Raw genomic sequence first — 23,977 nt, 5'->3', positions numbered from 1 at the left:
ATCTTTAGCAGATTGAAGTGATGCATCATTTTCGACCTGATTTATTTTTCCTTTGGCCGTATCCTCACTGGATTTAACTGCTTCTGGAGTTTCGGCGGCGTTGATTTCAGTCTTAGCATCAGCTAAAGCTTGATCAACTTTAGCTGTATAGCCATCTTTTTCGACTTGGGATAAGTTCTTATCATTGGCAATCTCAGTCTTAACTTTATCAGCTGATTTCGTTAGATCATCAATTGCATTCTTTTTCGCTTTTCTTAAATCTTGCTCTGCCTGACTGCCCTTGATGTTATTTGCAATATCAGCCATTTTTTGGATGGCGTCGGTTTTATCAGTATCGACAGTCTTTATATCATTATCCTTGGTTGTGATTTTAACAACCGCTTGATTATAAATGTCATTTATGTTATCTCTTGCAGTTTGTGCTGTTTGATCATCAATGGAGCCATCCTTACGAGCAGTGTCTATAAGACCAAGATCTTTTTCCTTAGCAGTAGCCAATTCAGTTAATGCACTGGCTTTTTCTGCAGAAAGTGAGACATCATTAATATTATTAATACCGGCGTTTTGTGCAGAAGTAATTGCGTTTGCGGTTGTAGCGGCATCGATAGCTGTTTCTGCGGCATTTTCAGCATCTGTAATTTGCTTGTTGTATTTAGTCTTTGTTGCTGGATCAAGTAAATCATCAGAAATTGCAGAAATAGCATCACTTGCTATTTTAGCTGCAGCTTCAACTGCTTGTTTTGCTGTATTACGTTGATTATTTAATATATCGTTTCCAGCTGTTTTCGGAACATTATTAATTTGATCAATATATTCCTGTGCTGTAGTATCAATTTTTGCACTTTCAGCTTTATTAACAGCATCCGTTCCTTTGCTAACTAAAGAATCAATTTGATCCTTATAAGTTTGTGGATCAGATAAGTCTTTATTCTGGTCAATTTGTGCTTTTGCATTAGTTGCAGCATCATTAATACGGCCAATAGCCTTTGCTTTGGTTTCCAGTTCATTTAACGCTGCTATTCCATCATTTAAGTGACCTTTGATATCAGCAGCAGTTGGATCTTGATCAATTAAATCTGCATAGCCAGTTTTTTTATCGTTTGTAACTAGCGCACCAGCTTGAGCTTCATAATCGGCTTTCTCTTTTTCAGACAGACCATCAATCTTATCAATAGCACCTTGCACAGAAGTATTACTATTAGATAGCTGATCCTTAGCAGCCGCTTTAACGGCATCTAAAATATTAGTTTTACCATCATTTTCACTGTTGTTTACATCTGTTGTGTTATCAGCAACAGGCACAGCACTATCAGCTATTTTATCAATAGCAGTAATGGCAGCTGTCTTAGCATCTTCAACACCCTTATTATTTGTTGAGTCTAAGCCTAATATTGTTTCACAGTCTTTGGCAAAACCGTCAAGTTCACCTTTAGCAGCTTCCTTATTAAAAATGTTAGTAGCTTTAGTCTGCCTATTCGTAACGTCATCAACACTTGTACTGCCATAAATCGACTTCTCTGGATCGAAATTTTCGTCGCCTTTCTTTGCTAAAGCAGCATTCTTGGCATTTTCAATTGCTTCAATATATATTTGCTGTTCATCATAAGTAAGGCCACTATTACCTACTCTTCGCTTTGCGTCTTTTGCAGCGTTCTCAATCGCTTCACCAGAATTTGTAATCGCGTTATTTATGGCTCCAGATACTTTTTGGGCATCATTATAAGCATTAATTAACTTATTTAATGCATTATTCTTTCTTGAGTTAACTTCCGCAATGGTTTCAGCACCATAAACTGAGCTTTGAGAATCATAGTTGCTAGAATCTGACGTAGCAGCAACTTGTTTGGCATTAGCAATAGCATTCTTCAAATCATCACTAATCACCACTAAGCCTGCATCATTAATCTCTTTTATCTTATCATTGATAGCTTTGGCTGCCGTATCCTGAGCCGCTGTTAAAACGTCAACAGCAATTGGTCTGTGGTTTAAATCTGTTTCAAGCAATTTAGTTGCCAGTGGATTATATTCGATAAAATTAGCATTAGGATATAATACAACTTTATAGCCTTTAACTAACTCGTTGGTTGAATCTTTTGGAATTGTGAAACTAAACTCGTAACGGCCAGTGTCTTTATTAAGTTTAGCCACAGTAGTAAATTCATGTGGCAATTTATCACTAGAAGCTGCATCAGCTGCTTCGGCTGTATCAGCATATGGATCATCTACATTGCTATTAGGGTCGGGAGCAATAGCTGTTTCTGTATCACTTAGGTCCCTGATATAAGCTCTTACATAAGCATGAGTACCACCTGGTAGAATTTTACTAAATATGCCATCACTGGAAGGGCCATCATTTTCATCTGTATAATTCAAAATCGATCCACTAATAGTGCTAGAGCCATCTGCGTTATAAGATACTTTAACATCAGCAGGATTAATATCCAAAAAGCCGGATGGATTGGCCGGAATAAAGCTAATATCGTTATAACCCATGTGTGAAGAATCGTTGAAGGCAAAATTGATAATTTTACTAAAGAGATTGTCATAAGTAATGCCTTGGTTAGCAGCATCTTGTAATACTGTCAAAAATTCTTTTGGTAGTTTATTAAAAATAGTCTTTAATTGGTCATCAGCCATGATTTTGGCAAGAGTATCGTTATTAAAAACTTGCTGACCATTTAATAATTCAATACCATTTGGAGCAACCGTAATTTTTCCATTAGTCTTGCTAACTTTTAATAAGTGGTAAGGTGGCAAGGTAATCTTACCAATACCAGCATCTGTAAGATCTAATTTTTGCCGTACGTTGGAAATGGTAACCTGGTTATTGCCGATGATACTAGTACCAGGATTCGTGTTAAGGTGTGCATCCAGAACTAAAGACTTAGGATTATTAACTGTTAAAGTACTATTGGTACCAGTGACATCAATTAGTGTTATTGGCTGATTGCCTGCACCAGTCGATCCACCATTTTTCAGACGAATTTCAAAAGTACCATTTTCAACATCTGCACTCCCGGCAATTGCAACCAATGTACTTGAGTAATTGCCCATATCTTCCCCGGTTATTATCAAAGAACCATTGGGATTAATAATGAAATTACCACCGTCATAAACTAAATTATTGTTACCATTTCCGCTAGAAATATTACCATTAGTGGTGATATTAACACTACCACCAGATCCAATATTAAACAATGAATTACCTTTAAGACTAATTGCCTTAGCCCGTGCATTATTTGGTGATCCATTATAATTAAGCTTAGGGTTTTTACCAACATTAATGTTTAAAGTTCCCTCAACGTCAACTTTCCCGGAACTTTCTGTATAAATACCGTGGCATACACCATCAGTATTTTCACCGCTATCACTACCGCCTCCTAATGAATCTTTATTATATAATGGATTCAAAGTAACAGTGGCATCTTTTGCAACTGTAACGCTACAATCGGTGCCTCTCATTTCGATAACATTACCATCGTAAGTTGAACCCGTGAAAGTACAATGCTGCTCAAAAGTAATGGTATTATTACCCCCAGTAAATTCAAATAACTGCTGGTTATTACCACCACCTTTAGGTACTGTACCATCTACTGGACTAGTATAATTATTGTTAACTGTTTCTGCAGTAATGTTATTTTTTAAGTGAATTTCGTTATGGTTACCTACATATAACATTTGGGAACCATGAAAATCAATATCATCTAGCGTAATAACCGCTTTGTTATCCCTAGCTGCATCATAATTTAAAACATCGGTTTTAATTATACCGTAATAATCTGAACTCCAAATTTGTAAATTTTGATAAGTTATCCTAAGTTGATTATTACTATTAACTAAAACAGGATGAGAACCCTGAAAATCAATAATATGCCTAGTATTACCACCTGAGGTAATTAATAATCTTCTTGCGGGAGTGCTAATTTCATCTTGTGTGTCATTGCCAGTATCAGCAGCAATGTCTTTCATAATATAAATTTTTGAAACATCGGCGGAACCATAAGCTGTTTTAAGTTGGGCCCAGGTGTAAATATACGCAGCACCATTAATAATCGTTGGTATAGAGCCTGTTGTGTTGTCATCAGCTCTAGCTTGAACCTTTTGCTCTTGATCAGTAACGGCAAGATTCGGAATATCACTCCCCGTTAATTCATCAGCTTTTTCCTGGTTAGCGGTAGAATTAGCCATTAATTTACTAGTGTCGTCTTTTACATCCGTTGAACCAGTGATGTCAGAAGCATTGCTCTGGCTCGATTTGGTAAGAGCAGAACTTTGATTCTGATCTGAATTCTTCTGATCAGTTGCTTGTTTTTCTGCAGAATTGTCAATCTGATTGTCTTTTTCAGCAACAGATTGCGTTTCACTAGATTTACTCAAAGGTTGATTATTGTTATTGTTATCATTTTTCACAATTACCTTGTCAGTACCTTTAAAAAATGAAGTTAAACCTTTATAAGTCGACAGCTTGGGATTCTTTACTTTTATACTGTCAGATTGAGTATTTTGGACTTCAATCTTTTTCCCAGAACTATTCGAAGAGGATTGAGCAGAATCTGTGTTTACATTTTCACTAACTTCCTGATTAGGGTCAACAGTATCAGCTTTCGCTGTTTGACTGTTTAAACCAAAATAAGTAAAGCCAAGTAATACAGAGGCCGCTCCAATACTTAGTTTACGTATTGAAAAATGGTCTTGCTTAGATTGCATTTCCATCTTCTTCAAGCGTTCTTTGTAATTATTCTTTCCTAACATACAAACGTCCTTTCCTATTGACAAATACTATACAGGTTTAAGATAGCCCCAAATTATTGAGATGTCAATATTTAATTTATTTTTTATGTGCTTTTATAAAAAACTAAATTTGTAATTTTAATTAATCTTATATTCGATTATTGGTCTATTTTTTTCTAAAACACATAACTTTTGCGGCTTAAATAAAATAACGTATTAAGCAATTTTCTTGGTTTGTCATTTAGGTAAAAAGAATAATATTTTTAGGTGAGACCTTTTATACCTTTTAATTCTTTTTCAACATCAATCTTGTTTAAAAAAACATGACCAGGTTTAATTAAATAAATAAGTAGTAAAAGCTTAACAATAAGAAAGAACTAATTGAAACATATTGCCTAAGCTTAATTATTTATATTTAGTTATTCATTATTAATTTACATATGCTTAGTATGATTTAATACTGCTAGCAATACTGTGATAAAGAAGACCGGATCTTTTAATAAACCACATAAAATTCAGATTTTAAATCAAACTATTAAAAATACTTTTCTATAGCCAAATATTCATCAGTTAAAATTAGAATTTTTTATACGATGTCGGACACTTTATTCTGATTATAAGAACAATGTATTTGGAAAAGAAATTATCGGTTAGGCTTAACTCACCTCGTTTAGCAAAAGTGTTAGAGCTATTTTCAAACTTACTCTTTTAGGTAGGTCTTCGGCACACATTGTTTTTTTATGAACAACAGCTACACATAGTCATTGAAACTATTATTTTTGAAGCAATCCATGGCCATCTAGTTATATGCAAATAAGGGTTGCCCGTGATTATTCTCATGAAAATGTCAAGATTTGCTCTCAAAAGTGAGCTTGCTAAAAGCTACTGAAAGATGCGCAGTTAGAGTTTCAGTCTGCTAAAAAACTAAAATGAATTAGAACCGAGCAATGAAAAATTAAAATGCTGTTGTTAACCAACTTATCTAAATAAAAAATAGCCCTTTAAATTCAGGCTATTCGGGTTAACAATTTTCAAGAGTGTATTTATAATTTGACCTAAGTCTTTACTTCGTATTAGTTTTGTAATTAAAAGCTATTAATGCAGTACAAGCTTAATTTTAGCTTTAAAAACTAAGAAAAAATTTCTGGCTTTTGCGCAAATCACATTGGAGCGCCGGCCATCGCATTATTGTACAATGATATTCACGAATTAAAAAATATTACTACGCTTATAAAGATTATTAATTTTAAACGATACTAAAAAGTTTAATTTATTGAGTTTAAACCTAGCAAATATATTAATTGCTTTTACGATGGAATTAAGCCTCCTCATAATTCATAAACCCTTGACAAATATTATGCTCTTAGGTAGTATAATAATTGATCTGAGTCGAACTAATGGCTTAATTATTTATAGTTGACCGGTCAAACATAAAACATGCGAGATTGTAAATAACTTTCGAATCGGAAGACTATCTGTTGATAGGATCCATATTCGTTGCGATACGTCTCATTTATTTGAACACTGCGGGTTCAACAAGCATTGTTTTGCTACTTTAGTCGACTTGGATTTATTTAGAATATTACGAAGCGGTCTGATGACCGTTTTTTTATTTGGAGAAATTGATGATTCTTAAATTTGTTATGACGATTTACCTGGTAATCATACTGGCAACTGCCCTATACTTATGGAGCAACCGCAAGCGGCAATTTTTAATTTACAGTCAAAAAAGCAACACCAGTTTTACTCATATCATGTCATGGACAGCAATTATTTTAACAATTGAATGTCTTATCGGCTGTTTCATATTATTTCAAGCAAATAAATACCTGAACTTAATAACCTTGTTTCTTAGTTCCATTACTATTCTAATTTTTAGTCTTTTAATTAATCAAAAGAATGATTAGTGCAGCAAAAATTTGGTAAAATAGTATCAGAGAGGTGTTTTATATGATGAAACAATATCACCGTATTCAGGTGGCCGTTGATGGTTCAAAAGAAGCAGATTTAGCTTTTAAAAAGTCTGTTGCTGCTGCTAAACGTAATGAGGCAGTACTTGAAATTTTACATGTCATTGACACCCGTTCGTTTCAAAATGTTTCGAGTTTTGACTCTGAAATGGTTGAACAGGTTTCAAATGACGCGAAAGAAAAATTGCAGGAATACTATGACGAAGCTAGGAAAGCTGGTGTTGAAGAAGTACACTTTTCAATTGAATTTGGCTCTCCAAAATCAATCATCGCTCACGAATTTCCAAAGAAGCATCAAATTGATCTAATCATCGTTGGTGCTACTGGCTTAAATGCAGTTGAACGAATTTTAATTGGTAGTGTGACCGAGTATGTTACTAGAACCGCTGACTGTGATGTTCTAGTTTGCCGTTCAAAAGAGAACCAGGATTTAATTTAAACTAAAAAAACACTTCAAGAATTTTCGAAGTGTTTTTTTATGCGAATAAATAAATTAATTAGAAGTCACCTGCTTGGCTAAACATGTAATCCTTATTATGAAACTTCATTGAGAGAATCATGCCGATTCCAATCATGTTGCCAATTAGGGCTGATCCCCCCTGCGAAATAAATGGTAGAGGTATACCGGTTAATGGCAATAAATCAATGCTCATTCCAATGTTTTCAAAAACATGAAACAAAATCATCATAATCACCCCAGTTGAAACATACGAATAAAAAGCATTTTTTGTATCAAAAGTAATACGAACCATTTGAATAATTAAATATAGGTATAACAATATTACCGCGACACTGCCAACGAAGCCAAGGGACTCGCCAATGACAGAATAAACCATATCAGAGCCGCGAACTGGAACATACACACTAAGGTTCCCAAAACCATTACCAAATATCTGCCCTGAACCAATCGCCTGCATGCTCTGCCATAGCTGGTAGGCTGCTTTTGAAGTATCCGTCGAGGGATTAAGCCAGGACATAATTCGTCTAAACTGATAAGGCTGAAAGAAATGGCTAAGAAAAGACTGTCCTCCAGCAGTTGTAACCATAAAAATAGTTACTGTTCCTAATATAAAGACAGCTACAAACATCGGTGTGATGATTTTCCACGATATTCCTGAAACAAGTATAACGCCACCAACGATAGCAATAAACACTAGCATGGTCCCAAAGTCATTTTGTAATTTTAACAAGACAGCAATCGGAAAAAGCCAAGCTAGCATCTTACCGATGAGTAGCCAATCGTTTTTTATTGTATGTGCCATCTTTTGGTTATGTTCATGAACAACCCGCGCTAGCATTAAAATAAATGCCGGTTTCATAACCTCCGAAGGCTGAAATGAAATTGGTCCGAGCTTAAACCAACTCTTTGCCCCCGCATCAGCCGCAATACTCCGATTATAAAAGAATAAAACGGCAACAAGCAGCATTATCCCAAAACCATAAACATAAGGTGCGATCCTAAATAATTGTTCCGCATCGAATTGAATCACAAAAATAACAATTACAAACGAGATAACGTACCATAATCCCTGCATCAATACGGCTTTTAATGGGCTACCCATATGACTTGGATCATCAACTGCCGCAAAGTAAATTGAGTAAAGACCAATTGCCGCAAGAATTAAAACAGGAATCACAATATTCCAAGCTATCTGATCAAAAAGACTAGTTTTATTTTGTACTTTTACCATTAATTATCACTGTCCGATACTGTTTAACTATTTTTCATGTAATGAAAAGTAAGAAAGCAAGTCGTTAATGCTGCTTTCTAAACTTTTTGAATACAAGATACTGTTAGTCTTTCCAGTTGTGGCACGATAACGACCAGAAATCTTTTCAATTAAACCAATCGCTTTTTTATTTGGAATCACTACTTCCCAAGTTGGGTTTTCCTTTCCTTTTAATTCATTTATCTCAACGTTTATATTTTCTGGCTTTCTTGACATAACTTCTCCTACTTTACATATGGATGAAATTTTTTAGCGATAATTTCATCTTCATATTTTTCTGGATGAGGATTACGTAAAACAGTAAATTTATCTGGCACGGGATCTACTCCGCCGCGTACAAATGGATTGCACCGTAAAATTCGGCAAATTCCCATGACTAACCCTAAAACCGGTCCAAATTTCTTTAATGCATCAATCATATAGGTTGAACATGTTGGATAATAACGACAACTTTTAGGTAAAGCCGGGGATATAACCTTTTGATAAATTTTAACTAAAAAAATCATTAATTTACGCAAGCCAATCTCCCAATTCTATCAATGACGCTGATGCTTTTCAATATTCTTAAGTAAAATACCTGTTCCCAAGGCTACAGCCTCTAAAGGATGATCGGCAGTCAATACAGGAACTTTAAGATAATACGAAATAAGTTTATCAATATTTTTAAGTAGTGCTCCACCACCAGTAAGCATAATGCCACGATCAATAATATCAGCTGATAATTCCGGTGGTGTTTTTTCTAAAACATCTTTTGTGGCCGCAATAATAGTCATTAAACCATCATGAAGTGCTTCTTGAATTTCTGGAGCTGAAACTGTGGCTTGCTTAGGTAACCCATCAACTACATCTCTACCACGAACAGTAATCGTTTCTTCTTTATCCGGCTCGAAAGCACTGCCAATTTCAATTTTAATCTGTTCAGCGGTCCGAGATCCAATTAAAAGATTGTGCTTATTTTTAATATATGAAACAACTGCTTGGTTCATATGATCGCCGGCATAGCGCAAAGATTGACTAGTTACAATTTCACCCATTGATAAAACGGCTATATCGGTAGTTCCACCACCAATATCAATTACAATGTTTCCTTGCGGCTTAAAAATATCAAGACCAGCACCTACTGCGGCAACCTTAGGTTCGAAATCTAAGTATACTTTACCGCCACCAGATTTTTCTGCTGCTTGAATTATCGCTTTTTGTTCAATTGACGTAACTCCTGTTGGCGCACAAATTAGTATGTTAGGCTTTGACATAAAGCCTTTGACATTTAACTTTTCGATAAAGTAGGACAGCATCGCCTCTGTAATATCAAAATCGGCAATGACACCATTTTTCAATGGTCTAATTACCCGAATATTACCGGGCGTCCGCCCAACCATTTTATAAGCCTCTGTACCAACGGCTACAACTTTATTTGTACTTGTATTAACAGCGACAACTGAGGGCTCATTCAAAACTATTCCTTTGCCAGAAACATTGATAAGCACATTGGCTGTCCCCAAATCTATTCCTATATCTCGTGCCACGATAATCCTCCATAAATATTCATTGTACATTTTACCATAAAGATACCAAGTTTGCTTTTAGCTTCATTCGTTTAATTAAGTCTTAAAAGAAATTACTCAGCTGCAAAGATGTGTCAATTAGAGTAATGAAAAAGTTGCCTACTAAAAAGCCTAAAGCAATTGCAGCAAAAATCAACAAAAGCTGAGCCTCAAAAATTTTATTTTTTCGTATAATTTTCTCTACTTGAACGCTTTTCATAATTTGAAACGATAAGCCGATTGTAATCAAGTAAATTACAATACTAATCAAGGCATGTACACCAAGTTGAAACATACTTCTTCTCACATTTCTTCAATTAAATAAAAACGGATGCACAAAATTGTGCGTCCGTTAAAACTTTAATACTATTTACTTGAATTGTAAACACTAATTCTGTTTACAGCCCTTCTTAATGCAACTTGGGCTCTTTCCAGTGAACGTTGATCATGCGCAGCTTTAGCTTCTTTCATTGCATTTTGTGCACGTTCTCGAGCTGCCTCGGCACGCGAAACATCAATATTGCTGGAGCGTTCCGCACTATCCGCAATAATAGTTGCAACGTTATTTGAAAATTCGAAGTAGCCACCGCTAACAGCAATATGGTTAACAGCATTATTCATCTGTCGACTACGAGTTACTTTGATTTCGCCAATTGCGAGTGGCGTTAAAATCGGTAAGTGATTATACAGAATCGACCGCTGACCATCTATTGCGCGCATTTCCACAATACTGCAATGATGTGAAAAAATTAGCCCATCTGGAGTTACAACATTAACCTTAAAAAGCTTTTCTGGATCTGCCATGTGACATCACCCTACTTTTCTAACAAGGCTTTAGCTTCAGGATCACTAGCTGTTACGCCCATATCTTTTGCTTTTTGTAAAACATCTTCGATTGGGCCTACACTACGAAATGCATCTTCAGGAAGATCATCCAAATGACCATCGAGAATCATCTTAAAGCCTTTAATTGTTTCTTTAATTGGAACATATGAACCAGGAACCCCGGTAAATTGTTCAGCAACAAAGAAGTTTTGTGACAAGAAGAACTGAATCTTACGAGCACGACTAACAATTACTTTTTCTTCATCAGATAATTCGTCCATACCTAAAACAGAAATAATATCTTGCAGTTCATGGTAACGTTGCAAAATATGTTGTACACGAGTTGCAATATCATAATGTTCCTCACCAACTACTTCAGGATCCAAAGCGCTTGATGTTGACTCTAAGGGGTCAACTGCTGGATAGATACCTTGCTCAACCAAGCTACGCTCCAAATTAGTAGTAGCATCCAAGTGAGCAAAAGTAGTCGCAGGTGCTGGGTCAGTATAGTCATCAGCAGGCACATAAACGGCTTGAATTGAAGTAATTGAACCCTTCTTTGTCGAAGTAATTCTTTCCTGCAATTGCCCCATTTCAGTTGCCAAAGTTGGCTGATAACCAACGGCACTTGGCATCCGACCTAGTAAAGCTGAAACCTCAGAACCAGCTTGCGTAAACCGGAAGATGTTATCGATAAAGAGCAACACATCTTGCCCTTCAACATCTCTAAAATACTCTGCCAAAGTTAACCCGGTTAATGCAACTCGCATTCTGGCACCAGGCGGCTCATTCATTTGTCCGAAAACCATGGCGGTTTTGCTTAAAACGCCAGATGCTTTCATTTCAAAATAAAGGTCGTTACCTTCACGAGTTCTTTCACCAACACCAGTGAAAACGGAAATACCACCGTGTTCTTGCGCAATGTTATGGATTAGCTCTTGAATAATAGTTGTTTTACCAACACCGGCACCGCCGAACAGCCCAACTTTACCACCACGAACATATGGCTCCAGCAGGTCAATAACCTTAATTCCAGTTTCAAGTATTTCTTGACTAGTTGTTAATTCATCATACTTTGGTGCATTACGGTGAATACTATTACGAGCATGATCCTTATCAAATTTTGGACCATTATCGATTGGTTCACCGAGAACATTAAACACACGTCCTAAAGTATCGTTACCAACAGGAACGGATATTGGACCGCCGGTATCTTCGACTTTCATTCCGCGACGGAGACCATTGGTAGATTCCATGGCGATTGTTCTTAAAACGCCATCCCCAAGCTCTAGCGTGACTTCAAGGACAATAGTTTCATCCTCTGATTTAACTACACGCAAAGCATTGTCAATATCAGGTAGGTTTTTATCAAGTGGAAATTTAACATCGACAACGGGGCCGATTACTTGAACAACTTCACCTTCACTCAAAACATCTACCTCCTTTTCTCAATTTATTTCAAAGCATTAGCACCACTGACAATTTCAGTGATTTCAGTGGTAATTTCTGCTTGTCTTGCACGGTTTAATTTAGTTGTCAGACTTGAAACCAAGTCATTAACATTGTCTGTCGCACTCTGCATAGCAGTCATTGAGCTTGCATGCTCGGCTGTTTTTGCGTCCAGAATAGCTCCGTAAATAGTTGAACGAGCATATTGTGGAATTAAAGTGGTCAAAACTGCGTTAACATCTGGTTCAATATCATATTCTAAATCTCTGTGTGCTTCAGCTTCTTTGATTCCAATATCAATATCGACAACCGGTAACATTTTTTCAACTCTAAATGCAGAAGACAAAGAGTTAATGTGGTGCGTATAACAAACATACAATTCATCATAAACACCATTCAAATACATTTTAATCGCTGTTGAGACGATTGGTAAAACCTCATCAAATGTTGGAACATCAGAAATAGCAGCATTTTCATACACAACATTTAAGTTATTCTTTTTAAAAAATTCTGCCCCTACAGAGCCCACTGCTAAAATTTTAATATCTTTATTTTCAGCTTTGGAATCTTGAACAAGACCCATCATATTTTTAATGACGGCACTGTTATATGAGCCAACAAGGCCACGGTCACCAGTTATAACTAAATAACCAGTTGATTTGACCTTTTTCCTTGCTTGAACCATATCAGAAACGATTCCTAAGCCAAAAACATTTTCATAATCGATTTTGCCAATACTATCTTCGTCAACAGCAACATTTTCTTTCTGTAAATGACGGACAACTTCTGCACTCATTAAGCGAGACAAGGTTTGTCTTACATGATCGTTATAAATCGTGTAGCCCTCATCGCGCTTTTCAGTTTGATTAAGTTTTGAAGCAGAAACCATTCTCATGGCTTCCGTAATCTTACCAGTTTGCTTAACTGAAGCAATTTTTTTCTTCAACTCAAGTAAAGATGCAGGCATAAGCTACCTCCTATTTATTACTTGGTGAAAAACTATCAGCAAATTGTGAAATTGCAGATTTCAACTCAGTTTCATCTGGCAATTCTCCTGTTTTACGGATGTGATCTAATAGATCTGCATGATTACTATCAAAGTTATCGTAAAGTTCTTTTTCAAACCGCGCGATATCTTCAACAGGAACGGAATCGATGTAACCGTGAGTTAATGAATACAATAAAATAACTTGCTTTTCGACTGGAATTGGGTCGTGCAAAGGTTGCTTTAATACTTCAACAACTCTGCGTCCCCGGTTTAACTTAGCCTGGGTTGCCTGATCCAAATCACTGCCAAATTGAGCGAAACTTTCCAATTCATGGTAGGCTGCCAAATCTGTACGCAATGTACCGGCAACCCTCTTCATAGCCTTTATCTGGGCACTACCACCAACACGAGAAACTGAATTACCAGCATCAATAGCTGGACGAGTTCCCGCAAAGAACAAATCACTTTGTAAGAAAATTTGACCATCCGTAATAGAAATTACGTTGGTTGGAATATAAGCCGAAATATCGCCAGCTTCAGTTTGGATAAATGGAATGGCAGTCATCGAACCGCCACCAAGATCATCACTCAACTTTGCACTACGCTCCAACAGACGTGAATGCAAATAGAAAACATCACCAGGATAAGCTTCACGACCAGGCGGACGACGAAGTAGCAAAGAAAGTTCACGGTAAGCAACAGCTTGCTTGGATAGATCATCAAAGATCACCAGAACATCCTTGCCATTGTACATAAATTCCTCGCCCATAGCTGTACCAGCATATGGTGCAATATACAGCATTGGTGCTGGTTCACTTGGTCCTGCTTCAACAACAATGGTATAGTCCATTGCGCCAAAACGTTTTAATGTTTCTACTTGTGTTCTAACAGTTGACTCTTTTTGACCAATAAAGACATAAATACAAATTACATCCTGTCCCTTTTGGTTCAAAATTGTGTCAACTGCCAGACTAGTTTTACCGGTTTTACGGTCACCTATGATTAACTCACGCTGACCACGACCGATTGGAACTAAAGCATCAATCGCTTTAATACCAGTTTGCAGTGGTTGATTAACTGATTGTCGCTGCATAACACCCGGTGCTGAAGCCTCGATTGGACGAGTTTTTGAGGCCTTAATGTCGCCTAAGCCATCAACTGGCTGACCTAATGGATTTACGACCCGACCAATTAACTCATCTCCAACCGGCACTCTCATAATTTCACCGGTTCTTTTGACTTGGTCACCTTCACGAATATCATCAAAGTTACCCAAAATAATGATACCAACATCATTAGATTCAAGGTTTTGGGCAATACCATAAGAACCATTGTCAAATTCCAATAGTTCATTAGCAAGAACATTATTCAATCCATGAGCCCGGGCGATACCATCACCTATGTAAGTTACAACCCCAACTTCGTTGATGTCGAGTTTGTCATCATAGTGTTCAAGCTGTTGCTTGATTAAAGAGCTAATCTCTTCTGCTTTAATGCTCAATGGTTTCACCTCTTTTAATTTTTACTAATTAACTGCGCACGAATTTTTTTCAGTTTGTTTTTAACTGAGCCATCAATCACGCAATCGCCAACTTTCAGGATTACACCACCGATTATACTTTTGTCAACTTCATTTTTTAGATTAACACTAGTTAAATCGTACTTTTTTGCGTAACTCTGACCTAAAGCTTTTAATCGTGCATCATCAAGCTCAACAGCGGTAACAGCCGTACCTGTCATAATTTTCTTATTGTCATTATATAGCTCATTAAAGCAATCAATAATGTCAACTAATTGTAAAAAATGGTTATAATCTAACAGCAAATTTAAAAAGGTCTGAACTTCTTCAGTAAAACCTGCTTCAATTATTGATAACGACTTTTTCTTTTCAGCGCTATTAAAAACCGGATCGCTAAAAACACTTAAAATCTTAGGGTTAGCGGAAACTGCCTCACACAATTCCCCTAAATCTGCATGAACTTTATCTAAAGCATTCATGTCCTGCGCATAATCAAATAGTGCAGTACCATAACGTGCAGCAATTTCTTCTTTAGTCAAGGCCATTATTCGTTCAGCCCCTTAATAAATTGATCGACTAAATCTTTCTGATCGTCAGCAGATAAATTCTTTGCAATCACTTTTTCTGCAATCGTCACTGAAATATCTGCAACCTGTGCGCGGGCTTCGTTTAGAGCATCTGATTTAGCTTGAGCAGCATCTGCTTGAGCTTTTTCATGAATAGATGCTGCATCATCATTAGCCTCAGCAACAATTTGACTGCTTGTTTTCTGAGCATTCGCCTTTGCATCCGAGAGAATTTGCGTTGCCTCTTGTTTTGAATTCTTCAAGGCAGCTTCACGTTCATTAGCTAAAACTTCAGCTTTTTTACGGTTGTCAGCAGCCGAATCCAAATCATTAATCACCTTTTGCCGTCTTTTCTCCATCATGTTGGAAACTGGTCCCCAAGCATAATGTTTTACTAAGATAAGCAAAATCGCAAAAACTATTAAATACCAAATGGTATTGCCAAGATATATATGACCTGCAGAGGCTGCAAATAAAGTTTGAAATATCATTTACTGCCCTTCTCTCTTTTTACTTTAACCGAAATTTTTAAAAAATTAACGGAAGAGAATCAGAAAAGCAACAACGATCGCCAAAATTGGAACGGCTTCAATTAAACCAACACCGATAAACATAGTCGATCTCAAGTTACCTGCACTTTCAGGCTGACGAGCTATACTTTCAACCGTCTTTGTAATAACTTTACCATTACCCCATGAAGCAGCTAAAGCAGCAATACCAGCTACAACCGCTGCGGAAATATATTTAAAAGCTTGTGACATATTTAAACCTCCGAAAAATTATTCTTGTGTAACCTTTTTACCAATGTATACCATTGATAAGGTTACGAAAACATATGCCTGGATAGAGCCAATGAAGACAGAGAAACCTTGCCATATCATAGCAAGCGGTGCAGCTAAAACTAAAGTTAGTGCACCATAGCTAGGTGCAAAACTATTACCAATTAAAGTTAGTAAAACTTCACCTGCATAAATATTACCATATAGACGCAAAGACAGCGTTAAAAAGTTAGTAATCTCTTCCATCATATTAATCGGAAAAAGAAAACCAACAGGTTCAGCATAATTACGCCAATAACCTTTAGTGCCAAATCTTTGCATTCCAAATGTAAATGATAGAAGCAAGGTCATCATTGCAAACGACATTGTCGTTACTGGATCAGCAGTTGGGGATTTAACGAAAATGCTATCGCCAGCCTTGACTTCCAAGAAAAGACCTAATTGGTTCATAAACCAAATAAATAGAAACAACACAAAAGCATATAAGGACAAGTGCTTGCGCGCATCAGGATCACTGACATTATCTTTAACAATTCCATCAGTAAAATCAAGCAGGTACTCAATCACATTTTGCCTTTTGTTAGGCTTCATTTCAACTTTTCGTGAAAGCCAGATGCAGACAAATAAAACCACAGCTGCCATTAAAGTTGAGCCAATAATCCCCGAAAGATCAAAGGTCAAACCCAAGAACTTAAAAACAAATGGTCTCTCCATTACTTCGTGACCTCCCTTCTTGTGCCCAAATTATAGAACACTCATACAATATTAACACCAAACAAAAATTTTGTGAAAAATTGTAAGCGAATTTTCTTAATTTTTTTGCTTAAAGACACTATTTTGTGCCAAATAAACGATCACCTGCATCACCAAGCCCTGGTGTGATGTAACCGTTGGGCAACAGTTTTTCGTCTTCAGCAGCTGCATAAATATCAACATCAGGGTTTTCTTCTTGAATGGCTTTAACACCCTCGGGAGCAGCAACTAAAACTGCCAGCTTAATTGCTTTAACGCCCCGCTTTTTTAAAGCACCAATGGCCATGTTGGCAGAACCACCAGTTGCCAGCATTGGATCAACTACTAAGCATTCGCGCTCAGCTATATCCTTTGGCATTTTGCAAAAGTACTCATGTGGCTTTAATGTTTTCTCGTCACGGTACATTCCAATTACGCCAACTTTGGCCGATGGAATCATTTCCATCACACCATTGAGCATCCCGATTCCTGCACGTAAGATTGGGACAATGGTCATCTTTTTGCCAGCAATCTCTTTTTGCGTGGTTTTGCCAATAGGTGTTTCAATTTCAACATCTTTTAACGGTAAATCGCGAGTAATTTCATAAGTCATTAGTCCCCCAATTTCACCAACAATTTGCCGAAATTCATTGGAACTTGTTTCCTTACGGCGAATAATTGTTAACTTATGCTGGATCAACGGGTGATCTAAAACCGTAAATTTGCCCATCTTTTTTTCCTCCTACTAAACAAATAATACTTCTCGCTTATTTTAATCAAAAAAGCAAAGGGTTTAAAGTCCTTTGCTGTCGTTTTTTTATTTTGTCATATAGTGATGCCCCGCAGCGGCTTTATCTAACCGATTCATGTAAGCAAGTGAAGACTCACTGCCGCTAAATCCCTGGACAAAAATTTGCTTAATTTGTGGTTTATCATCAAAATAACGCAAGCCACCAAACAAATTATGATCAGCTTCTTGTAAGGAATTACCTAAATTAAACTTGTTTTCTTCTGGTAATTTAATCTTTGCGAGTATATCTTCTACTGCCATGACCCCAATCGTATCATTGAAATCAATTTGCAAAAAATCTTCTAAGTGATCAACCACAATGACGGGAGCGCTTGGTGCATAATGCCGATACTTCATTCCAGGAGCTTTGGGTACACCCTTTTCAGCTACCTTACCGGAATTAATCAGTACTTTTTCACCTAAAACCTGGCTCAATTCTTCAGGAGTTATTTCACCAGGACGTAAAACAACTGGTGTTTTAACAGATAAATCAATAATTGTTGACTCAAGACCGACCTTCGTTGGTCCGCCGTCAATAATTCCAGCAATTTTGCCATTTAAATCATGGTAAACATGTTGGGCAGTCGTTGGACTCGGCTTAGTCGAAGTATTTGCCGACGGACCCACAATTGGCTCTCCCAGTTTAGCAATAAGTTCATGGGTCAATTTATCATCAGGACAACGAAACGCAACTGTTTCCAAACCGCCAGTCACAGCGGACGGTAAACTGCCTGGTTTGACAAAAAGCAAAATAGTCAATGGACCCGGCCAAAAATGTTTAATCAGTTTCTGGGCTCTTTCTGGAATTTCCCTAGCATATTTAGCCATCATTTTTTCATCAGAAACTGTGACAATTAATGGATTATCGCTGGGGCGACCTTTGGCAGCATAAACATTCTTTACGGCTGTTTCATTAGTTGCCAAAGCGCCTAAGCCATAAACCGTTTCGGTCGGAAAAGCTACCAGTTCCCCAGCAGCTAAAAGTTCAACTGCATCATTGATTTTTTCTTGATCAAAAATCTTTGTTTCCATCACTTATTCCACTTTCCACTTACCATACGGGGCTTATTAGCCAAATCATTTTTAAATTCAATCGTAAAGTCAGGCAATTCTTTAGCAAACAATTCTTCAAGCTGCTTTTTTTCACTAAAGCCAAACTCTAAGAAGAATCTTCCACCAGGATTTAAATGCTGCCGAACTTGCTTGACAAATTTTTGATAAAAAACAATTCCGTCTTTACCACCAAACAGCGCTTCTTTTGGCTCATTTTGCAGGACATTTTGATCCATGACATCTTGTTCTGTTTCTTTAATATAAGGAGGATTAGAAACAATCACATCAAATTTTTCTAATCCAATTAAAATATTAGCCTTTCTTACGGTTACATCAATGTCATGAAGTAAAAAGTTTTCCTCACTAATTCTAAGGGCAGCATCAGTAACATCTGAAGCATAAAAATTCAGGTTACTAATCCCCTTTTCTTTTGCTTGCTTAGCCAAAGCAACTGTAATACAGCCTGAACCAGTGCCCAAATCAAGAATTGTTTGGTTATTTGCTAAATGCGCCAAAGCCCAACTTACTAGTTCTTCAGTTTCAAAGCGCGGAATTAGCACACCCCGCTGAACCATTATTTTATAGCCGTAAAACCAAGAGTAACCCAAGATATACTGCGGTGATATACCTTTGGCCAGTTTAGTAATATCTTTTTTTGCTTGGGCTATCTGCTTAGTAGTTAATTGCAAATCCTGTTTTAATTGAAATTCACTGGGACTCAATCCTAGCCGCTCGGCCAATAGAAAAGCAATATCTTCTGGGCGCTCATCAGGCGCTGTTTCAGAAGACCAGATTCGTAAATCACTTAAAGTGACAATCTTAGACATTTTGCTCAGCCAGCTCCTCTAACTGCTTAGTTTGATTATATAAAATCAGTGCATCAATAATTTCATCAAGTTCACCGTTCATAATTCGGTCTAATTTATTTAATGTTAGACCAATGCGATGATCTGTCACCCGATTTTGCGGATAGTTATATGTCCTAATTCTTTCGGAACGATCACCTGTCCCAACAGCGCTTTTTCTTTTGGCATCATATTGATCCCTATTTTGACTTTCGTAATAGTCATAGACACGAGAAGTTAGAATTTGCATTGCTTTTTCCCGGTTTTGCTGCTGACTACGCTGATCTTGCATCGCCACTACGATTCCAGTTGGCAAGTGCGTCATCCGAACAGCACTAGAAGTCTTGTTAATGTGCTGGCCACCGGCACCACTTGAACGATAAACGTCAACACGAATATCCTTTGGATCAAGTTCAAAATCAACTTGTTCATATTCTGGCATTACGGCCACAGTGGCAGTTGACGTATGAACACGACCTTGGGATTCAGTAACTGGAATTCTTTGTACCCGATGAGCACCATTTTCGTATTTAAGCTTAGAGTAAACCTTATCACCAGTAATCATAACTGCGACGCGCTTATAACCGCCCACTTCAGTCGCTTCACTATCAACAATTGAAACTTGCCAGTTTTGCCGCTCAGCATACTTTTCATACATTCTAAGTAAGTCAGCGGCGAATAAAGAAGCTTCATCTCCACCAGCAGCGCCCCGAATTTCCATAATGATATCTTTATCATCGTTAGGATCTTTGGGCAGCATCAAAATTTTAATCTGGTCTTCCAAATCAGAGATTTCTTTTTCTAAGTCGCTGTTTTCCTCTTTAGCCATTTCAACTAAATCAGAATCACTTTCATTGGAGATAATTTCCTTATTTTCTGCAATTTCTTTTTTATCTGCTTTATATTTACGATACTTTTCGACTACTTCGCGCAAGTCAGATTCTTCTTTAGATATCTCCATGTAGCGCTTAGTATCATTGATAACTTCTGGATCGGCCATCATTTCCTGCAACTCATCATAGTGAGCCACAAGCCCTTCAAGCTGTGCCATAATCTTATCCATGTTTTCTCAATCCCTCTCTATCTTTGCTTATCTGGGTGAAAATAATGAAAACGACAAACCGGGTAATAGCTTTCATCTCCACCAATTTGGACCTGCTCACCTTCATAAACAGGCTTGCCATTATGAATCCGTAGATTCATTGTAGCCTTACGGCCACAATAGTGGCAAATTGTTTTAATCTCATTAATCTTATCAGCTACAATCAATAAGTTCTTAGTGCCTTCAAACAAATTATTCTGAAAGTCATTTTTTAACCCAAAAGTCATCACCGGAATGCCTAATTCATCAACAATCTTGGCGCATTCAAAAACATGATGCCGCTCTAAAAACTGTGCTTCATCAATGAAAACACAGGCAATCGGGCCATCACCACGTTTTTCTTCTTGGACATTAATCTTTTTAATATAAGCAAAAACATCCATTTCACGTTCAATTGGAACTGCCTCGCGGTGCAGTCCGATTCGCGAAGCAATTACTCCAACTCCACTACGATTATCAATTCCACTTGTCATCAGCACAATTTTGCGCCCCTGGGCTTCATAATTATGTGCATCCTTGAGAATTTCAAGTGTTTTGCCACTACTCATTGTCCCGTAGTGAAAAAATAATTGTGCCATTTTTGCTCCTTTGTCTAATTAAATTCACCTAACTCATCTAGTATAGATGAAAAATAAATTCTATGCATTTAAATCGTTGTCAAAAACTCGTTTTCATTTGCTCCCTATGCTATAGTTGATAATGATTTTAAAGCGAGGGATAAACATGAACGTAAAATCTGGAATTGCAAAATTTGCCGGAAAATCAAGCTACTGGTTTCTGCACAATGTTTTAAAAGGCGGGACCAGCTTTCCAGGTAAGCTGGCTATGAATCTTGATCCAGAAATTTTGAACACGTTAGCTAAGGATTACGAAACAGTAATTGTAACGGGAACAAACGGTAAAACCATGACCACAGCTCTCATTGTTGAAGCACTGCGGGAAAAATATGGTGATGTCCTTACCAACCCATCCGGCTCTAATATGCAGCAAGGAATTGTTACCGCCTTTTTAGCTCATAAAAATAAAAAAACACGCCGGAAAATCGCTGTTCTTGAGGTTGATGAAGCTAACGTTAAAATGGTTACACAACTGGTTCATCCAAGTGTATTTGTTTTAACCAATATTTTTCGTGATCAAATGGATCGTTACGGTGAAATTTATACTACTTACGAAAAAATTATTGCTGGAATCAAGCTTGCGCCCCAAGCAACTATTATCGCTAATGGTGATGCAAGTATCTTTTCATCCGTTGACTTACCTAATCCGAAGATTTTTTATGGCTTCAAGCTTGCCAGTGACCAAGCAAAAAACGATGTAAAAGCGCCGGTCAACACTGATGGCGTTCTTTGTCCGAAATGTGATCATATTTTACATTACCACGAACGGATTTACGCTAATTTAGGTGATTTTTTCTGCCCCAACTGCGACTATCATCGTCCAGAACTAACTTATTCCGTTAACAAGATCGTTGCACAAAGCCCAAATCATTTAGAATTTCAAATGGGCTCTAAAAATTATAGCATCAATGTTGGTGGAACCTATAATATTTACAATGCGTTGACCGCCTATTCGGTTGCCAGACATTTTGGCTTGAGTGATGATGAAGTGGCTAATGCTTTTTCTAAAAACAAACGCGTCTTTGGCCGCCAAGAACTGATTGATTACGCCGGAAAAAAGATTAACTTAATTTTAGTGAAAAATCCGGTCGGACTTGATGAAGTATTACACATGCTAAATACTGAAAAAGACAATTACTCACTTGTTACTCTTCTTAACGCCAACCATGCTGACGGAATCGATACCTCTTGGATATGGGATGGTCAGTTTGAGGATCTTAATCATGAGCAAATTAAAAAGATTTTAGTTGGTGGCGAGCGTTGGCACGATATGGGCTTTCGTCTTAATGTTGCTGGTTTTGACCCAAGTATCATGACTACCTGCCCTGACAATGGGTCTGTCATCAATGAAATCGCTAAATTGCCAACAGAAAAAGTTTATATTTTATCAACTTATACCGCACTGCTTTCTTTGCGTAAAACAATGGCTGAACAAAAAATCATTAAAGCTGGCATGTAGCTTGTACGTAATAAGAGAAACGAGCTTAATTAGCAATTTTAAAGCACCTAGACTAAAGTTAACCCCTAAAATTGGATATTAACATTATTTCTTATTCGCTAAGGCCGTATTCCGATATTCAATCGGGGTGCGGCCTTTTAACCTGTGCCTGATTCTAAAGGATTAACTGGCTTTTAGTCAAAATAAAAAGACTAGCTTTGCTTTCACGGCAAAACCAGCCTTTAAATAAATAGGACGTTTTGTATATTATCTATTATATAAATTATCCTTGACAAAAACAAATATTTAATTTTGCTTTCTTTGAATACCAAACATCCCCAAGAAAGAAATTGATAATGCAGCAACACCGGCCAAGATCATGCTTAATGAAGCATTTTTAGCAGAACCTGTTTGTGGTAGCTGAGTTTTGCTATTAGGATCTGCTACATTAGCCTTTCCTTGCTGAGTTGCGCTTGGAACTGTCTGGTTTTTTTCAGGTGTCTTACCAGTGGCGTTAGTATTATTTTGCTTATCATCACTTGGCTTTTGTGCATTTTGCTTATCACCGGCTGGTGCTTCAGGTTGGTTATTATCCGTACCAGTCTGTTGATCTTTATTAGCTACAGGAGTCTGCTCATTATTTACCCCAACATTACCCTTAGTATAAATATAAGTTACCTCGTCCTTTGGTTGATTATGGAAGTAACCTTCTGTTGGACCTTGCCAGTCTTTTAATGTGTAGCCGTCAATGGCTTTCCGCATCGTACCATATGCCACACCTGCGCGACCATCAATAACCTGGTCTTCTGCAAGTTTATTACCATTTTCATCTTGGTAGTGAGCAACCACAATTGACTTGCCATAAAAGGCAGTAGTATCTTCAGTGGTAGTTGTATCAGCTTTAACTACATTAGCCGAATTAGCATAGCCAAATGTTAATGCTGCAAACGAAATACTAGTAACTAATAACGCTTTAATCTTTTTATTTGCAATTTTTGTTCTATTCATAACAATTTCTCCATTTTCTTACTTCAAATCATTACATTTCTTAAATAAACTAATTTTTTCGTTGCTTAGAATGAATTGTTAAAAATCACTACTAAACAGAAAAAGAAAATTGAACTTATTAGGAAAATGCTTAACCTTAAGCTGTTGCAGATATTATAGCACTTTTTGCTTGTAATCTATATGGAATTTTATTTTTTGTTTAAAATAACAATAAGTATAACTAGTATTATAAAACTCATAAAATAAAACAAATAAAAGCAAAGATAAATGATTTTATTCATCTCAGAATTA

22 protein-coding genes are annotated in these 23,977 nt (G+C 37.0%); 2 read left to right on the top strand and 20 right to left on the bottom strand.

The features are described from left to right. Positions 1-4,752, bottom strand: a 4,752-nt coding sequence (locus J3U73_RS01775; protein ID WP_267409402.1) for a pectate lyase-like adhesive domain-containing protein, incomplete at its 3' end; no start/stop codon positions are given. 1,929 nt (positions 4,753-6,681) lie between these two features. Here J3U73_RS01775 and J3U73_RS01770 point away from each other — a divergent pair. Then, positions 6,682-7,140, top strand: coding sequence for a universal stress protein (locus J3U73_RS01770; RefSeq protein ID WP_220269554.1), 459 nt, complete (start codon positions 6,682-6,684; stop codon positions 7,138-7,140). Between the two features lie 58 nt (positions 7,141-7,198). On the opposite strand, the gene J3U73_RS01765 is transcribed toward J3U73_RS01770, so the two are convergent. The 18 genes from J3U73_RS01765 to J3U73_RS01680 form a co-directional block, all read right to left on the bottom strand. Further along, positions 7,199-8,392: an FtsW/RodA/SpoVE family cell cycle protein gene (locus J3U73_RS01765; RefSeq protein ID WP_267394369.1), complete on the bottom strand. Its 1,194-nt coding sequence runs from the start codon at positions 8,390-8,392 to the stop codon at positions 7,199-7,201. A gap of 27 nt (positions 8,393-8,419) precedes the next feature. Continuing rightward, positions 8,420-8,647 (bottom strand): DUF2969 domain-containing protein, encoded by a 228-nt coding sequence (locus J3U73_RS01760; protein WP_220269552.1) that lies wholly within the window; start codon positions 8,645-8,647, stop codon positions 8,420-8,422. Between the two features lie 8 nt (positions 8,648-8,655). Next, positions 8,656-8,949 carry a membrane protein insertion efficiency factor YidD gene (gene yidD, locus J3U73_RS01755; protein ID WP_267409401.1) on the bottom strand — a complete coding sequence of 98 codons (294 nt, stop codon included), beginning with the start codon at positions 8,947-8,949 and terminating at the stop codon, positions 8,656-8,658. Positions 8,950-8,967: 18 nt separating this feature from the next. Beyond that, positions 8,968-9,957, bottom strand: coding sequence for a rod shape-determining protein (locus J3U73_RS01750; protein WP_220221055.1), 990 nt, complete (start codon positions 9,955-9,957; stop codon positions 8,968-8,970). Positions 9,958-10,039: 82 nt separating this feature from the next. Beyond that, the gene (locus tag J3U73_RS01745; protein ID WP_220221054.1) at positions 10,040-10,270 is read right to left on the bottom strand and encodes a DUF1146 family protein; all 231 of its coding nucleotides are present in this window, start codon (positions 10,268-10,270) and stop codon (positions 10,040-10,042) included. A 71-nt stretch (positions 10,271-10,341) separates the two neighbouring features. Continuing rightward, positions 10,342-10,779 carry a F0F1 ATP synthase subunit epsilon gene (locus J3U73_RS01740; RefSeq protein ID WP_267394375.1) on the bottom strand — a complete coding sequence of 146 codons (438 nt, stop codon included), beginning with the start codon at positions 10,777-10,779 and terminating at the stop codon, positions 10,342-10,344. Positions 10,780-10,790: 11 nt separating this feature from the next. Further along, positions 10,791-12,230 carry a F0F1 ATP synthase subunit beta gene (gene atpD / locus J3U73_RS01735; protein ID WP_267409400.1) on the bottom strand — a complete coding sequence of 480 codons (1,440 nt, stop codon included), beginning with the start codon at positions 12,228-12,230 and terminating at the stop codon, positions 10,791-10,793. Between the two features lie 23 nt (positions 12,231-12,253). Then, a complete protein-coding gene (locus tag J3U73_RS01730; protein WP_220269548.1) occupies positions 12,254-13,216 on the bottom strand; it encodes a F0F1 ATP synthase subunit gamma in 963 nt (320 codons plus the stop codon). Between the two features lie 10 nt (positions 13,217-13,226). Next, on the bottom strand, positions 13,227-14,738 hold the full coding sequence (atpA, locus tag J3U73_RS01725; protein WP_267394380.1) for a F0F1 ATP synthase subunit alpha: 1,512 nt from the start codon (positions 14,736-14,738) through the stop codon (positions 13,227-13,229). 14 nt (positions 14,739-14,752) lie between these two features. Next, positions 14,753-15,301, bottom strand: coding sequence for an ATP synthase F1 subunit delta (gene atpH, locus J3U73_RS01720; protein ID WP_267409399.1), 549 nt, complete (start codon positions 15,299-15,301; stop codon positions 14,753-14,755). Then, complete coding sequence (atpF, locus tag J3U73_RS01715) at positions 15,301-15,813, bottom strand: F0F1 ATP synthase subunit B (protein ID WP_220269545.1); 513 nt, start codon at positions 15,811-15,813, stop codon at positions 15,301-15,303. Before atpF ends, atpH begins: the two co-directional genes overlap by 1 nt. 45 nt (positions 15,814-15,858) lie before the next feature. Continuing rightward, a complete protein-coding gene (atpE, locus tag J3U73_RS01710; RefSeq protein ID WP_220269544.1) occupies positions 15,859-16,083 on the bottom strand; it encodes a F0F1 ATP synthase subunit C in 225 nt (74 codons plus the stop codon). A gap of 18 nt (positions 16,084-16,101) precedes the next feature. After that, on the bottom strand, positions 16,102-16,815 hold the full coding sequence (gene atpB, locus J3U73_RS01705; RefSeq protein WP_220269543.1) for a F0F1 ATP synthase subunit A: 714 nt from the start codon (positions 16,813-16,815) through the stop codon (positions 16,102-16,104). A gap of 118 nt (positions 16,816-16,933) precedes the next feature. Next, a complete protein-coding gene (upp, locus tag J3U73_RS01700; RefSeq protein ID WP_220269542.1) occupies positions 16,934-17,563 on the bottom strand; it encodes a uracil phosphoribosyltransferase in 630 nt (209 codons plus the stop codon). An 87-nt stretch (positions 17,564-17,650) separates the two neighbouring features. Continuing rightward, on the bottom strand, positions 17,651-18,655 hold the full coding sequence (locus tag J3U73_RS01695; protein WP_267409398.1) for an L-threonylcarbamoyladenylate synthase: 1,005 nt from the start codon (positions 18,653-18,655) through the stop codon (positions 17,651-17,653). Next, entirely contained in the window at positions 18,655-19,503 is an 849-nt protein-coding gene (gene prmC, locus J3U73_RS01690; protein WP_267394389.1) for a peptide chain release factor N(5)-glutamine methyltransferase, read from the bottom strand. The genes J3U73_RS01695 and prmC overlap by 1 nt, the downstream gene beginning before the upstream one ends. After that, positions 19,496-20,584 carry a peptide chain release factor 1 gene (gene prfA / locus J3U73_RS01685; protein WP_267394391.1) on the bottom strand — a complete coding sequence of 363 codons (1,089 nt, stop codon included), beginning with the start codon at positions 20,582-20,584 and terminating at the stop codon, positions 19,496-19,498. The genes prmC and prfA overlap by 8 nt, the downstream gene beginning before the upstream one ends. Positions 20,585-20,601: 17 nt before the next feature. Next, positions 20,602-21,201 carry a thymidine kinase gene (locus tag J3U73_RS01680; RefSeq protein WP_103752223.1) on the bottom strand — a complete coding sequence of 200 codons (600 nt, stop codon included), beginning with the start codon at positions 21,199-21,201 and terminating at the stop codon, positions 20,602-20,604. 145 nt (positions 21,202-21,346) lie between these two features. On the opposite strand from J3U73_RS01680, the gene J3U73_RS01675 reads away from it, so the two are divergent. Further along, entirely contained in the window at positions 21,347-22,699 is a 1,353-nt protein-coding gene (locus tag J3U73_RS01675) for a Mur ligase family protein (protein WP_267394392.1), read from the top strand. A 285-nt stretch (positions 22,700-22,984) separates the two neighbouring features. On the opposite strand, the gene J3U73_RS01670 is transcribed toward J3U73_RS01675, so the two are convergent. Then, on the bottom strand, positions 22,985-23,686 hold the full coding sequence (locus J3U73_RS01670; RefSeq protein ID WP_267394393.1) for a MucBP domain-containing protein: 702 nt from the start codon (positions 23,684-23,686) through the stop codon (positions 22,985-22,987). Positions 23,687-23,977: the final 291 nt, after the last annotated feature.

The sequence above is a fragment of the Lactobacillus sp. B4005 genome, from assembly GCF_026536045.1.
Taxonomy (GTDB): Bacteria; Bacillota; Bacilli; order Lactobacillales; family Lactobacillaceae; genus Lactobacillus; species Lactobacillus panisapium.
Note: the sequence above shows the minus strand (reverse complement) of the source record. Positions and strands in the feature narration are given on the sequence as shown.